The 14,479-nt window shown below is 55.2% G+C and carries 10 protein-coding genes; 6 read left to right on the top strand and 4 right to left on the bottom strand.

Translation table 11 applies throughout. The annotated features are described in order from the left end of the window. Positions 1–119: 119 nt before the first annotated feature. The 4 genes from AC0V6L_RS03860 to AC0V6L_RS03845 form a co-directional block, all read right to left on the bottom strand. A complete protein-coding gene (locus AC0V6L_RS03860; protein ID WP_486153089.1) occupies positions 120–752 on the bottom strand; it encodes a tyrosine-type recombinase/integrase in 633 nt (210 codons plus the stop codon). Positions 753–1,368: 616 nt separating this feature from the next. Beyond that, positions 1,369–2,163, bottom strand: coding sequence for an SDR family NAD(P)-dependent oxidoreductase (locus AC0V6L_RS03855; RefSeq protein WP_486153088.1), 795 nt, complete (start codon positions 2,161–2,163; stop codon positions 1,369–1,371). A gap of 33 nt (positions 2,164–2,196) precedes the next feature. Beyond that, complete coding sequence (locus tag AC0V6L_RS03850; RefSeq protein WP_486153087.1) at positions 2,197–3,345, bottom strand: CaiB/BaiF CoA transferase family protein; 1,149 nt, start codon at positions 3,343–3,345, stop codon at positions 2,197–2,199. Continuing rightward, the gene (locus tag AC0V6L_RS03845) at positions 3,342–4,478 is read right to left on the bottom strand and encodes an acyl-CoA dehydrogenase family protein (RefSeq protein ID WP_486153086.1); all 1,137 of its coding nucleotides are present in this window, start codon (positions 4,476–4,478) and stop codon (positions 3,342–3,344) included. The genes AC0V6L_RS03850 and AC0V6L_RS03845 overlap by 4 nt, the downstream gene beginning before the upstream one ends. Before the next feature lie 159 nt (positions 4,479–4,637). Here AC0V6L_RS03845 and AC0V6L_RS03840 point away from each other — a divergent pair, with 159 nt between their 5' ends. From AC0V6L_RS03840 to AC0V6L_RS03815, 6 genes are all read left to right on the top strand, one after another. Continuing rightward, a complete protein-coding gene (locus AC0V6L_RS03840; protein WP_486153085.1) occupies positions 4,638–6,197 on the top strand; it encodes a class I adenylate-forming enzyme family protein in 1,560 nt (519 codons plus the stop codon). Positions 6,198–6,216: 19 nt separating this feature from the next. Further along, positions 6,217–8,007, top strand: coding sequence for a carboxylesterase/lipase family protein (locus tag AC0V6L_RS03835; protein ID WP_486153084.1), 1,791 nt, complete (start codon positions 6,217–6,219; stop codon positions 8,005–8,007). Between the two features lie 198 nt (positions 8,008–8,205). Next, positions 8,206–10,569 carry a TonB-dependent receptor gene (locus AC0V6L_RS03830; protein ID WP_486153083.1) on the top strand — a complete coding sequence of 788 codons (2,364 nt, stop codon included), beginning with the start codon at positions 8,206–8,208 and terminating at the stop codon, positions 10,567–10,569. Positions 10,570–10,748: 179 nt separating this feature from the next. Then, the gene (locus AC0V6L_RS03825; RefSeq protein WP_486153082.1) at positions 10,749–12,332 is read left to right on the top strand and encodes a class I adenylate-forming enzyme family protein; all 1,584 of its coding nucleotides are present in this window, start codon (positions 10,749–10,751) and stop codon (positions 12,330–12,332) included. 31 nt (positions 12,333–12,363) lie between these two features. Beyond that, positions 12,364–13,131, top strand: a complete 768-nt coding sequence (locus AC0V6L_RS03820) for a crotonase/enoyl-CoA hydratase family protein (protein WP_486153081.1) — start codon at positions 12,364–12,366, stop codon at positions 13,129–13,131. After that, the gene (locus tag AC0V6L_RS03815; protein WP_486153080.1) at positions 13,128–14,417 is read left to right on the top strand and encodes a spinster family MFS transporter; all 1,290 of its coding nucleotides are present in this window, start codon (positions 13,128–13,130) and stop codon (positions 14,415–14,417) included. Before AC0V6L_RS03820 ends, AC0V6L_RS03815 begins: the two co-directional genes overlap by 4 nt. Positions 14,418–14,479 lie beyond the last annotated feature (62 nt).

Below are 14,479 nucleotides of genomic sequence, written 5' to 3'. Positions count from 1 at the left end.
CAGAGGGCTTACTTCCTTTCTCTGTGCAATGTCCGCTTCCTACCAGTGTCCGACGCAAACGAGGAACCTTGCGTATACTGAAAGCGGTCGCTCAGGAGTCCTAAGCGACCGCTTGAACGTCAGATTTCAGTCTTCTCAGCGAGCGTGAGTGCGTCCTCTATGTCGACGCCAAGGTATCGAACCATGTTCTCAATCTTTGAATGGCCAAGCAAAATTTGGATCGCTCGGATATTCCCTGTGGCTTTGTAGATGATCGAAGCCTTGGTCCGACGAAGCGAGTGAGTACCGTATTCCTCTGGTCGCAAGCCAATCGCCTCAACCCACTCATCGACCAATCGTGCATATTGCCTTGTACTGAGATGCCGGGAGTGGTCTACGCGGCTTGGAAAAACAAAGTCCTCGATGTCACCTCCTCTGAGTTCCAGCCAGGCAAACAGGCTTGCACGCGCGTCTGATGCGATCTCAAACTGAACCGGCCGACCTGTCTTGCGCTGTGTGATTGTCGCCCGCGCTCTGACTACTGGACCACTAACCAAATCACCGATCGTCAGCTCGACGAGGTCACAGCCTCGCAGTTTGCTATCGATCGCCAAGTCAAAGAGCGCTCGATCTCGAATGCGCTGCTCGCGATCGAGGAAGAAACGGATCGCCCAAATCTGCTTCTGATTGAAGGGGCGCTTGGGACCGATCTTCGCGCCGAAGTTCCAAGGCACACGGTTTTGGTAAGCTGGGTCAAAGTGTGAATACGTCATTGTCATTCTCCTTGGCCGGAATGGCCTCAGAGAATGTCCGCTTTTGGGGAACTAAGATCTCGGACGGCTACGTCTTGGACTGGGGCGCAAAGCTGACAAATGGATTTGCCAGATCGCATTCTTCGGCTCCCATGAGTTCAGTGTTACTTTATTCAATTGAGAATTTGGGGGACGTGCGTTGTCTCTCCTACCTTTCTCACTGGAAAATTGTGAACTAAGAGGAATGACAGCGAACAAGAACGGCCGACGGGAACCGAACCCTCGCAGACGTTTTTGCATAGGGGCCATTTTGGGGGCCACGAATTCCGACATCAACGCGTTGTATTTTAATAACAATAGCTTGCATTGCAAGCGCGAGTCCTCTTCTGCACCAATAATTCAAGTACCGGAAAAACAAAAAAATTGGCAGGTTGCGAGTCCTTCTTGAGGATTCCAACCTAGTGCCTCTGATTGCCTTTTTGTTTCGACATCAGTCTCTTGCGATTTCACCCTTTCGAATCTCGCTTGGTCCCAAGCTGTCCCAACTGAGAAATTTTGCGGCCTTTCTTTTGGGCCTTTCAATAGACGGCATCGCGAGGCCCGCTTTGTCACTGATTTGGTTCGAGAACCACGCCTTTCAAAGAGCGAGTGTAAAGCCGCCGTTTACTGGATAAGTCTGTCCGCTGATCCACGAACTTGCGTCGGACGCCAGAAAGAGCGCCATGTTCGCTATATCGTCCGGTTCGCCTGGGCGGCGGACAATGTAGCGAGAGAACATCTTTTTGACCCGTTCAACATCCTCCAACTGCTTTTCAATCGCCGGGGTGCGTGTCGCGGAAATTGCTATGCAGTTTGCGTTGACCTGAAACCGGGCCGCGGTGCGCGCAACGCTGCGCATAAAGCCTGCTGCACCCGCCTTTGCACCGGCATACATTTCCAGCCCCGCATCGCCATTGCGCGCAGCATCGGAGATGATCGTAATAATACGCCCTGGAGCGTTTCGCTCGATCAAGTCAGGCATCACAGCAGCGGTGCAATTCATAACGCCATAGAGATTGACGCCAATCGACTGGTTCCAGACCTCTGGCCCGGTTTCCCAGAAAGGTTTCATCACATCTGCGGTCGGGTTTGCACCCATATTGCCAGCATTGTTGATCAGCGTCCCAACCGGGCCCAAGTCCGCTTTGACTTTCGCGACCATGTCTTTGACCGCATCAAGGTCTGTCACGTCGCACTGTACCGCAATCGCTTTGCCGCCTTCCGCGCGAATTTCTTCGGCAACCGCCTCTGCCCGGTCGAGATGGTAGTCGTTTACGGCGACGCCGCCGCTGTTGTGGGCCGACAGGTGAAGGGCAATCTGCCTGCCCACGCCTTGCCCTGCGCCTGTGACCAGTGAAACCCGGCCTGATTGATCGAGCATGTCTTTGTCCATTTGGTGAGATCCTCTCAAAGGCGTATTCGTCATTCACGACGCTGACACTGTTCCATTTTCAATAAGGTGTTCGATCTCATTGGCGCTGTACCCGGCACCGCTGAGAATTGTTCTAGAGTCTTTACCCCTTGGCGGGATCGCCTGCGGAGCGGCGCTGGTGTCGCGTGAAAATTCGGGCGCGGGCTTGGTCTGCAACACGTCGTCCACGCGGTGATAGACGTGCCGGTGCGCCATATGAGGGTGCTGTGCTGCTTCATCAGGGGCAAGGACAGGAGCAAAGCAGCTGTCCGTGCCTTCGAGAAGAGATTGCCAATGCGCGCGCGGCTGGCTTGCAAAAAGCCGAGTGAGTTCATCGCGGAGCTCAGGCCAAAGGGCCGGATTGAGCTGCCCTCTTGTAAAGCGCTCATCTGCACCGAGCCCAATCCGCTCTATAAGTTCGGCGTAGAATTGCGGCTCAAGCGGGGCGATATTGATCCAACCGCCATCAGCGCAAGGATAGCTTTGGCCAGCCCAGTGTGAATTGTCGAACCCCTGCGCATTTCTGGCAAAATCGCCGCCGCCGGACGCTATCATTGATAGAAGCAGATTGAGGAGGTTCGCCGATCCGTCGACGATTGCGGCATCGACGACTTGGCCCTGTCCACCTGATCTTACGCGCAGTATGCCGGACAGGATTCCGAGCGCCAGATAGAGCGCTCCGCCAGCGATATCGCCAAGCACTGTTGATGGGGCTTGCGGAGCGCTGCCTGATGCTCCGGCGTACCAAAGCGCTCCTGACAGGGCTGTGTAGTTGCTATCATGTCCAGCCGCCTGGGCGAGCGGTCCGGTCTGCCCCCAACCAGTCATACGACCGTAAACCAGCGACGGATTGCGCTCCAAACACACGTCCGGGCCGAGGCCTAGCCGCTCCATTACGCCGGGCCGCATTCCTTCGATGAGCGCATCAGCATTTGAGATGAGTTTGAGCACGACTTGGGAAACGCCAGGTGCTTTGAGATCGAGCACAATCGAGCTTTTGCCGCGGTGGTATATCTGGTTAGGCCGCGCTTTGCCCATGTCTGAGGCGGGACGCTCAATAGCGATGACCTCCGCGCCTAAGTCGGCAAGCAACATGCCGCAAAACGGCCCCGGACCAATGCCCGAGATTTCAATGATTTTGACCCCGGCAAGAACACCCGTCATTTTAGCAATTGCCGCGCCATCACTCGGTATTTGTGCACTTCGGTCGGCCCTTCATAAATGCGGGCGAGCCTTTGACCATCGAACCAATGGGCAAGCGGGCTCTCATAGGTGCCGCCAGCACCCCCGTGGATTTGGATTGCGCGGTCGATGACTTTGCCCACCATTTCGGTGCAGACCATCTTGATCATGCTCGCCTCGACACGGGTGTCGTGGCCCTGGTCGGCCTTTTCCGCGCAGGCATACATCATCAGGCGGTTTTGTTGGATCTCAATCCAGCTGTCGACAATCATCGACTGAATTGCCTGTTTCTCGCTCAATGCGCTGCCAAAAGCGTGGCGCGTTTTGGCATAGTCCACCATCATTTCATAACAGCGCTGAGCGATGCCCAAGGCGCGTGCGCCGACTTCAAAACGGGCGGCGGAGAGCGCCTTTTGCGCCCCTCTGAAACCAGCGCCTTCACCGCCGATCAGGGAAAGCTCATCCACTTTGCAATCGTCAAAGATCAGCTGATGGGTTTTAAACTGGCCCAGCATTGGAATTTCACGAGCGGTAATACCCGGATTGTCCGTCTCGACGCCAAACATGGAAATCCCAGCGGCTCCTTTGCCCTTCTCGGTGCGAGCAACAACAAAGACATAATCAGCGTGAGAAAAGTTGCTGATCCAAATCTTGTCACCATTAATAACCCACCCACTCGCATCTGGGTCGCGCTTTGCGCTGGTGTTGACGGACATGGCCGGGTCGGCGCCGCCACTGGGTTCGGTCTGAGCAAAACAATGCCGCTTTTCGCCAGCAAGAAGCGGGTCAAGATACCGCTTCTTCTGCTCGCCTTCCAAACCGTAAAGATTGGTGAGCGTACTGCTTCCTCCGAATTGGAGCTCTGCCAGGCACTTACATTTCTCTTCAAAGATGGCGAGGTAGGTGACAATCGGCAGCTCAATTCCGCCTAGCGATTTCGGTGCTGTCAGACCCCAAAGGCCAGCCGCTTTTGCAGCATCGCGTCCGGGCGCAAAGTCATCAGGGACAAGCGTTTCGCCCGCCAATATGCGCCTTTCAAGCGGCGCCTGATGATCTTTGACCAATCGCCGGACCAGTTCAACAATCGCGGTCGTTTCTTCCGAGAATTGGTACATGCACGAATTTCCTCACCCAAAGGGACATTCTTCTTGACTCATCATCAAGCATGATACTTGTTGGCCGTCAAATATATTGTGAGCCGGGAAAAGGCCGCTGAGTATTAGGGATGCGACGCGGAATTGCACAGAGGTCGGCGACGCATTTGGGAGGGAACAATGCACCTTGGGATGCACTTTGACCGCGCGATTGCGGCCTTTGGAGACAGGGAAGCGATTATCGATGGAGCTGATCGGATAAGCTACGATCAGCTTGGCGAGAGCGCGACCCGGTTGGCCAACGCAATGTTGGCGGCTGGCTTAAAACAGGGAGACCGCGCGGCAATCCTGATGCCTAATTGCCATCAGGCGATTGCTGTCGATGGTGCGATAATGAAGAGCGGGATTGTGAAAGTGCCGCTCAATGCGCGTGTTTCGGCAGGCGAGCTTAAGGGCATGCTTGAGGACAGCGGAGCGTCGATCCTGTTCACCCACGCTGGTTTGGCTGAGCTTGCCAAGGCTAGCCTTGAGGGTGTCGCCGGCGTCCGCAAAGTTGTGGTTGTTGGCGAGGTTGATCCCGGCCTCGGCTGGACCGATTTCAACACCTTCAAAAACACGGGAAGCACTGAACCGACCACCGCAGAGCTGGACGAGGACAGTCTTTACAAGCTTGCTTACACATCCGGGACCTCCGGTGTCCTCAAAGCAGCGATGCTAACGCATGGCAATTGGATTTGCCTAACGCGGGCCTATCTCATCGCACAAGGCCTCGATGCGACCGAGCCAAGGCTTTCCGCCTATGTCGCGCCGATCACACATGCTGCTGGCGGGCAGATATTGGCCAACATGCTGTCTGGTAGAAGCAACCTATTGCTCACCAAGTTTGAGCCCGCTGATTTTCTGCGGGTTGTCGAGGAATACAAGGTCACCGACGTGCTGCTCGTCCCGACGATGATCAACATGCTCCTCGAATGTCCCGATGTTAAGACCCGCGATCTTTCTTCGCTCACGAAGATAACTTACGGGACAGCGCCAATGGCGCCTGAGCGTATCAAGCAGGCGATTGCAGCCTTTGGTCCGGTCCTGGCGCAAGGTTACGGACAAACAGAATCTACCGCTGTTATCTCGACCCTCGGATTGGAAGATCACCTCGCAGTCAATGATCCTGCGCTCATTCATCGGCTGGCCTCGGCTGGCAGACCGTCTTTTGACGTCGACATTCGCATTGTGGATGAAGCCGGTGTCGCCGTACCGCCCGGTGAGATCGGCGAGATAATCGTGCGCGGCGATATGGTGATGAAGGGCTATTGGAATGCGCCCGAGCTGACCGCCGATACGATTAAAGATGGCTGGCTTTACACCCGCGATATGGGACGGATTGACGAGGACGGGTATCTGTATCTGGTCGACCGCAAATCCGACATGATCATTTCCGGCGGCTTCAACGTCTATCCAGCCGAAGTCGAGAACGCACTGATGGAACATCCAGCCGTTTTCGAAGCCGCTGTTGTCGGTGTTCCAGACGATAAATGGGGCGAAGCGGTCAAGGCGGTTGTTGTAACAAAAGCTGACGTGGGCGAAGAAGAATTGGTCGCGCATTGCTCTGAGCGTCTCGCGCGTTTCAAGGCACCGCGCAGTGTCGATTTCGTCGATGCCCTACCCAAAAGCGCGGTTGGCAAGACCCTGAGACGGGTCGTGAAAGAACGGTATTGGAAAGGCCAAGAGCGCCGCGTGCACTAAGCAGTTAGGGATCAACACAATGGCATTGGAACGCTCTTATTTTCGCATGGTCAATTGGGGCCTCTTATCTGCAATCTGTTTCTGGCTCTTTGGTGCCGCAGCCTTGGCACAAAGCCAGCCTAACGTGGAAACCAAATCCGGGGCGGTGATTGGGCAATCCAATGACGGGATAGAGTCCTTTCTGGGCATCCCCTTCGCGCCCTCAACCGGAGGGGAAAGACGGTTCATGCCGCCCGGTGCGCCGCCTGTCTGGAGCGAGCCATTGAAAGCCACCAGTTTCGGACCAGCATGCCCTAGCGTTGATCCCACGCGCGGCAATGTCAGGATTGAAAACTCGAGCGAAGACTGTCTCTCTTTAAACATCTGGAGGCCAGAGGGCGACGCGAGTGATCTTCCGGTTATGGTTTGGATACACGGCGGCGGATATCAATTCGGCTCTTCGCGAACCGAAGTCATCAATGGCGAACGGCTGGCGAGGCGCGGCAATATGATCGTGGTGACGATCCAATACCGGCTCGGCATCTTGGGGTGGATGGATCTCACCCATCTGGGCGGGGACGCCTATCGCACCAGCGGTAACAATGGCGTGCTCGATCAAGTGGCTGCGCTGCGCTGGATAGGCGACAATATTTCAGCCTTTGGCGGCAACCCTCAAAACGTCACCATCTTTGGCGAATCCGCAGGGGCCGTATCGGTGGGGACGCTGCTCAACACCAAGCTAGCGCGCGGCCTGTTCGCAAGAGGTATCATCCAATCGGGGCATCCGTTTATTCTTACGACCAAACAAGAATCCGCCTTCGTAACGCGCAGCGTCATGGAAGAAGGCGGGATTAAAACAATCGCGGATTTGAAGGCATTGAGCGCTGAAGAGATCTTGGATCTTCAGACGGCGTATCTTTCGGGGGTGGGGCAAAAGTACACTTTGGGCTCGTTCCTCCCAAGTCTGGACGGAGAAATCTTGACCGAGTTCTATGGGGAGAATTTGGCCGACCCTGATTTTACTCCCGTGCCTGTGATTATCGGCTCCAACCGCGATGAGTTCCGCAATTGGGCGCATTTGAACGGTATAGCGAGACTGCCTTTCGACTTCTATCAGCCATGGCTCGATGCGCTAACGGATGGGCGTAGCGCCGCCGTTTATGATGCGTACAAATCCGAGCGTCCAAGCTTAACCGACGGCGAGTTTGGCATGGCGGTGATGGGAGACGCTCTATTCAGAATGCCAAGTATTCGTCTTGCAGAGAAGATGAGCGCAAACGGGCATCCGGTGTGGATGTATTTGTTCGAGTTTGAAACTAATGTACCTGGCAGCAAAGTAGGCAGCCCGCATGCGATGGACATACCTATCGTCTTCGGGAATCTGGACGCGCCGCAAACGAGACAGCATCACATTTTGGTGACTGACGCGAACAGGCAATCTCTGCAACAATTCTCCGACCGGGTTCAGGATGCGTGGATAGCCTTTGCACGCACCGGCGACCCAAGCACTGCAACCCTGGGTGACTGGCCAGCCTATGACGAGCAGACGCGCGCAACCATGGTGCTGAACCTCGAAAGCCGCGTCGAGAATGACCCGGTAAGCGCAGAGCGCACAATCTGGGACGGCGTCGCCTTTGATGGCGTCACCCCGTCTGCGCATCACTCCCAACCCACCTCGCACTCGGACACAAAGGTCACCTTTGGTACGATCGTCGCGGTGATGGGGCCTTTGCAAGTGGCCCTGTGGGGCGTTGGAATTGTGGCAGTTCTCTTGCTTGGCGTGTGGGGGCTACGGAGGCTGATGCGCACGCGAAAGGTGGCTGCAAACTGAGGCTACAAGGACACAGCCAATCCGAAACAATCTGCAAAGGGCTCCTTGACTTTGAGGCTTAAACACTGGAATCCACAAACAAACTATCCCGCAAGCAAATATCTATTGCCTGACCAACAAATATGTTTAGGCTCGCAATCGTCAGGCTCTCAATGAACATCAAAAGATGTCTTGCGCCGGCTTTTGGGAGAAAAGTTTATGCGTGGAATTATCCTTTCGTCCGTGGCGCTTGCCGCTCTGGCTGTGCCGATGGCGGCACATGCTCAAGACAATGATGAAGAACCCGCCGTCAGCGTTGATGAAAATGTGATTGTGGTCACAGCGCAGCGCCGCGCTCAGGATCTGCAAGAAGTGCCGCTCTCGGTGACCGCGTTTAGCGGGGAGACGCTAGAGGAGGCTAGGATCAATGACGTCATTGACCTGCAGACGTCGACACCCGGCTTTCAGGCATCGACAGCCAACCGGCCTGCAACCTCAAGCTCATTTTTCCTACGCGGCTTTGGTACCGCTGGAAGCGATCCCGGCATTGAAGCGGCCGTTGGTTTGATTATCGATGATGTTTATCGGGCGCGGTCCGGCAACGGTCTAGGCGACTTGGTCGATATCGCGGGTCTCGAAGTGCTGCGCGGTCCGCAAGGCACATTGTTTGGCAAAAACACAACCGCCGGCGTAATCAAGGTAACAACCCGGCGTCCCAACCTCAGTGATTTCGAAGGCTTTGGTGAGCTGACGGGCGGCAATCATGACCTTGTCCGTTTCCGAGGCGCGGCCAACTTGCCAATTGCTCAAGACAAAGCCGCATTGCGCTTCAGCTTCGGTTATCAAAGCCGCGACGGCTTCATCGACGATCCGCTGCGCGATACATCCTACAATGATCGCAATCGGTTCACCTTTTCTGGCAAGCTCCTTTGGGAGATTGCTCCGGGATTTGAAGCCTACATCATCGGTGACTATTCAGAAATCGATGAATCGTGCTGCCAGTCTGTACGCTTTAGCAATCCCGATAATCCATTGCCTGGTATCCTTGCCGGGCTCGCCGCAGCAAGAGGCGCGAGCTATCCAAACCCGCCAACTCCGACCGAGTTTACCACGTCGGTCAATCGTCCGGTTGTCAACACGAACCGGGATCGTGGTATCCAACTCCAGCTCAATATCGATTTGGGCGGCGCTGAACTTTCATCGGTAACTGCGTATCGCGATTTTGATGACTTCACCACCAACGATGTGGACTTCTCCGGTGCGGATTTGCTCGGGCAACAAATCGATTTTGGAATCCGAACATTCACTCAGGAAATTCGCTTGCAAGGCGATGCGTTTGATGGCCGTCTCGACTGGCTCATCGGCGGGTTTTATTCGGATGAGCGGATTGAAACTGCAGGCAACATCTCGCTTGGGGGAGACCTGAACACCTGGGGGCAAATCCTTGGACTTCCGGCGATCTATCCAGCTCAAGAAGCTGCATATGGAAATGAAGCAAGCCAAGATGCCAACAGTTTCTCGATCTTTACGCACAATATCTTCGAAATCGCAGATGGGCTGAACCTCACCGCAGGCCTGCGTTGGACGAAGGAAGAGAAGGATGCGGTCCAAACGCCGTTCTTTAACAACTTTGCGTCCAATCTGCCGTTCACAGGTTTTGCACCAATCGGATTTTCGTCATTCGCTTACACTGAATCTCGCAGCGAGAGTGACTTTTCCGGTACTGCATCGCTTAGCTACCAGTTCACGCCGGATGTTATGGCTTACGCAAGCTATTCGCGCGGATTTAAAGCCGGTGGTATCGCGCTTGGCAGAGACTCCGCTGGACGGCAGTTTTCTGTCAATCCAGCATGCTCGGCCAACAATACGGTTGCACTAGCGGTTCCAGGACTAACAGTGTTTCAGTGTGATCCACTCGACCCAGAATTCGAGGATGAGACTGTTGATTCATACGAAATCGGTCTTCGTTCGGAATTCTGGGATCGCCGTATCAGGTTCAACCTGACCGCGTTTCGCGCCGACATCTCGGATCTCCAGCAAAACACCTTTACCGGCACGGGTTTCTTCGTCTCGAATGCAGGTAACGCCCGAAGCCAAGGGCTTGAGTTAGAGACGGCGGTAAGAGTTTCTCCAAACTTTAGCTTCGGAGGTAACATCAGTTATCTCGACACTGAGTTTGGCCCCAATGTACCTAGCGTTGCGGGCGGGGAACCCCCGCTGGCTGGGCAGGATTTGGGGGCAGCTCCAGAATGGAGTGGGGCCGTTTTCGCAAGGCTTGAAGTGCCGCTGTCTGATACCGTGGAATTCTATGCTCGGCCTGAGTATTACTTCCAGTCCTCGACCTTTACCAGCACACGCGTCGCTAGCGATGGCAGTGAGCTCAAGGCCGACGGATATGGCCTGCTGAATGTTTCCGCCGGCGTGAGCCTTAGCGAACAGTTCGAAGTTTCAGCCTTCTGCCGCAACTGCACGGACGAGGTCTATAACAGCTTGATATTCTCGTCAGTGTTTCAGCCGGGTAGCAAGGACGGGTTCCTTGGTAACCCAGCCGAATATGGTGTTTCGCTCAGGTTCGAATGGTAAGAAATGCCCAAGCAGCTGTTCGAAAATCGCAGCACTTTTGACTAGCTCCTCACAGTGGCCCGGTTCCCGCTTTCCGGAACCGGGCCACTTCCTTGATAAGGGCTGCAGACAAAATTTGGCGAGCGCGCACCCAAATTACTCAGACCGCTAGCCACAATATTTGACTTAGGAGAGTCGCCATGAGCGATGTAAAAACAGCCAATGCTAGTGAGGGAACATCGGGAACGCCCACACCGCGCACGGTTGAATATTGGGCTTCGGAAAAATCGGACGCGCTCGCCCTGGTAGAGGGCGATAAATCGCTAACCTACGGCGACTGGAATGCGCAAGCTGACAAGGTCGCCGAAGGTTTTGTCCGGCTCGGCGTTGAAGCGGGCGACGTAATCGTCACGCGCCTCCAGATACGGACGGAATGGGCCATTATTGCCTCGGCTGCGGCAAAGCTTGGCTGTTCGATCCTTGGTCTCAACTGGCGTCTGACGCCCAGCGAAGTGAATTACGTCCTCACCAACAGTGATGCGAGGGTGCTTGTTTGCGACGATACTGATCCGTCGGCATTGTTGCCCGCATTCGAGGGTGCAGCGCTCAAGCTCAAGGTCTCACTTGACGTTCCGGCCGATGAGTTTGTGTCCTACCAAGACCTGCTGGCTGATGATGCCCCTGCGCGCTTTTCAAAAGGAGAGGCACCTCTCATCATTTACACATCGGGCACAACAGGCTTGCCCAAGGGCGTGAATATGAGCCCGGGTGAAGGCGCGGATATACAAAAGATCATGGAATATTTCCAATCGCTTGCCGCTGCGCGTCCGCAAATTCCCGGTGATGTGGTTTTGATTTCTATGCCGATGCACCATGGCGCTGGTCCAGGGCTGGTGCGCGCAACCCTGAGCAATGGCAACACTGGGATTTTGCAAGGGCGCTTCGATCCCGAAGGCACTCTCCAATTGATGCAGCAACACAAGGTCACGTTCTGGACCGGCGTGCCGACTATGTACAAGCGGATCAATGGCCTGCCGGAAGAAACGCTGAACAAATACGATGTGTCTTCGCTCCGCTCGCTTGGTGTTGGTGCGGCCCCTGTTCCAGCATCGCTTAAGGAGTGGATCCGTTCGTTCTTCGGTGAGGTTTTGCACGAAAGCTATGGCGCGACCGAAGTAGGCATGATCAGCAATTTGGCTCCCGAGGAGCAAAAGCTCAAACCCGGATCATCAGGAAAGCCGCATAAGCACGTGCTGATCGAAATCCGCGACGAAGATGGCAATGTGCTTCCCGCAGGGGAAGCTGGCGAGATATGGATCAATACGCCTGTCACCATCCGCAACTATGTAAACGCTGATTTGCTCGCCAGCGATACGCTGGATGATCGCGGCTATTTCCGTATTGGCGACGTGGCGATGCTCGATGAGGACGGCTACATTTACATCACCGACCGGGTCAAAGACATGATCATTTCGGGCGGCGTGAACATCTATCCAGCTGAGATCGAGGCGGCCATGATCCAGCATCCCGACATTCAGGACGTTGCAGTTATCGGCGTGCCCGACGAAGAATTTGGCGAAAAGGTGATGGCTTTTGTCGAACCTAAGCCGGGCAAAAGCTTGAGCGAAGATGACGTCCGCGACTTCGCAGGCGAACATCTCGCGTCTTACAAAAGGCCGCGCGTTATCGAGTTTCGTGATGAACTGCCGCGCAACACTATGGGTAAGCTTTTGAAGAAAGATTTGCGGGCACCTTTTTGGGAAGGCCGCGAGCGCGCAGTATGACGCCTGGCAAAGCAATCGGAGAGGCCCTGAGATGACATATATTACAACCGAGGCGGATGACCATATTCTGACCATAACGCTCGATCGTCAGGAATCGCGCAATGCCTTTAACCGGGCCATGGCCGAAGAGATGGAGCAAATCATCGACGACTACGAAGCCGATACCGAGCTTCGCTGCGCGATCATTTGTGCCAAGGGGCCGACCTTTTCTGCAGGGCAGGATCTTAAAGGAGCGCTGAAAGGCGATTTGGCGGTTGCGCCAAAGCGCGGCGGTTTTGGCATTATGAGCAAACCACCCGAAAAGCCGCTCATCGCAGCGGTTGATGGGCAAGCTTTGGCTGGCGGAATGGAGCTGACCTTGTGCTGCGACATCATTGTCGCATCGGAAGATTCCGTTTTTGGCCTTGCCGAGGCAAAGCGAGGGCTGGTGGCAATTGGTGGAGGGTGTTTCCGACTGCCTCACCGGATCCCGCATAACATTGCGATGGAAATGGTGATCACCGCTGAGCCCAGATCAGCGCAAGACATGCATCACTTTGGCTACGTCAACAGCGTCGTGAAATCAGATGGCGTGATGGGCGAAGCCATGCGCTATGCCAAATTGGTTGCGCGCAATGGGCCGATTGCGGTCAAGGCTTCGAAGGCGCTGGCTTACCGTTCTGCGACCGAGCAGTGGACCGACAAGCAGGCTTGGGAAGAACAGGGGCCCATCATCGAACCGATGATGAATTCAGCGGACCGCATCGAAGGTATGAAGGCATTCGCTGAGAAACGGGACCCTGTTTGGACCGGCAAGTGAGCGCCCCTGCACAGACGGCATCGGAAACACCCGCCGCGACGAGGCCATGGCTGACCGTGGCGATGCTTTGCGCTGTCTATGCCTGTAGCCAACTTGACCGCCAGATCATGGGCATTTTGCTCGAACCGATCAAACAGGATTTGGGCGCAAGCGATACGCAGATGGGTTTTCTCGTCGGACTGGCCTTTGCCGTCTTCTACACCTTCCTCGCCATCCCGATCGCCGTGGTCGCCGATAAGGGGTATCGCCGCAACATCATCGCCGCCTCCGTCATCGTATGGAGCGCAATGACGGCAGTGTGCGGGTTGGTGAACACCTATGCCCAGATGGCGTTCGCGCGAATGGGGGTGGCCGTCGGAGAAGCTGGATCGACCCCTGCCTCAATCTCGATTATCTCATCTTTGTTCGATGAAAAACGCCGTGCAACCGCGATGAGCGTCTTTGCCATGGGCGCAAGCCTTGGTGTGCTCCTTGCCTTCCTTGGGGGCGGCTATCTGCTTGATACCGTTGGCTGGCGGCAGACATTTATTATTGTCGCCATACCCGGCATCCTTCTTGGGGTCCTCGTGCTGTTTGTGGTGCGCGAACCGCCTGTACCACCGCAATCCTCGCCTGATGACAAGGCATCGGTTGGGCCGACTGTCCGGCACATGCTTAAGAACAAGGCGATACGCCACATCTTGATCGGCAAATCCCTGGGCGGATTTGTCGGCTACGGAATGATCGTTTGGACACCGGCATTTCTTGTTCGCACACATGGTTTGAGCGGGACAGAAATCGGGCTGACCCTTGCGCTTTTTGCAGGAATTGGCGGAGCCATCGGTACGCTTATGTCAGGCCGCATAACCGACTATCTCGGGCAGTTTGATGAGCGCTGGCGCGCTTGGGCGATGGCTATTGCCATGGTGATCGTGGTTCCATTCTCGGTTTTTTGGTTCACGATTGATAGCTACTGGCTAGCTCTGTGCTTCTACGCAGTGCCGGCCTTGCTCGGTGGTTTCTACCTCGCGCCTTCTACCGCTCTCATTCAAAATCTGGTCCAACCTCGTATGCGCGCAGTGGCATCAGCGATTTCCATGTTCCTGCTCAACATCATCGGCATGGGGCTCGGCCCACAAGGAGTTGGGATTTTGAGCGATCTGCTCAAACCCGCATATGGCACGGATTCGCTGCGCTATACCTTATGCATATTCTTGGCGGTGAACATCTGGGCCGCTGTGCATTTTTGGATTGCCGGAAATCATCTCAGCGCGCCGGGTGACAAAGCGGAGCCAGAAGCAGCGTAGTGAAACCCGCGCCAACATATTTGCTAATGAACAAATAAATGACTTGAAGGCAATCGGAGCCA

Source organism: Erythrobacter sp. JB1-15 (assembly GCF_057365035.1).
The sequence above is the reverse complement of the archived record's forward strand: the minus strand, read 5'-3'. Positions and strand labels throughout refer to the sequence as shown.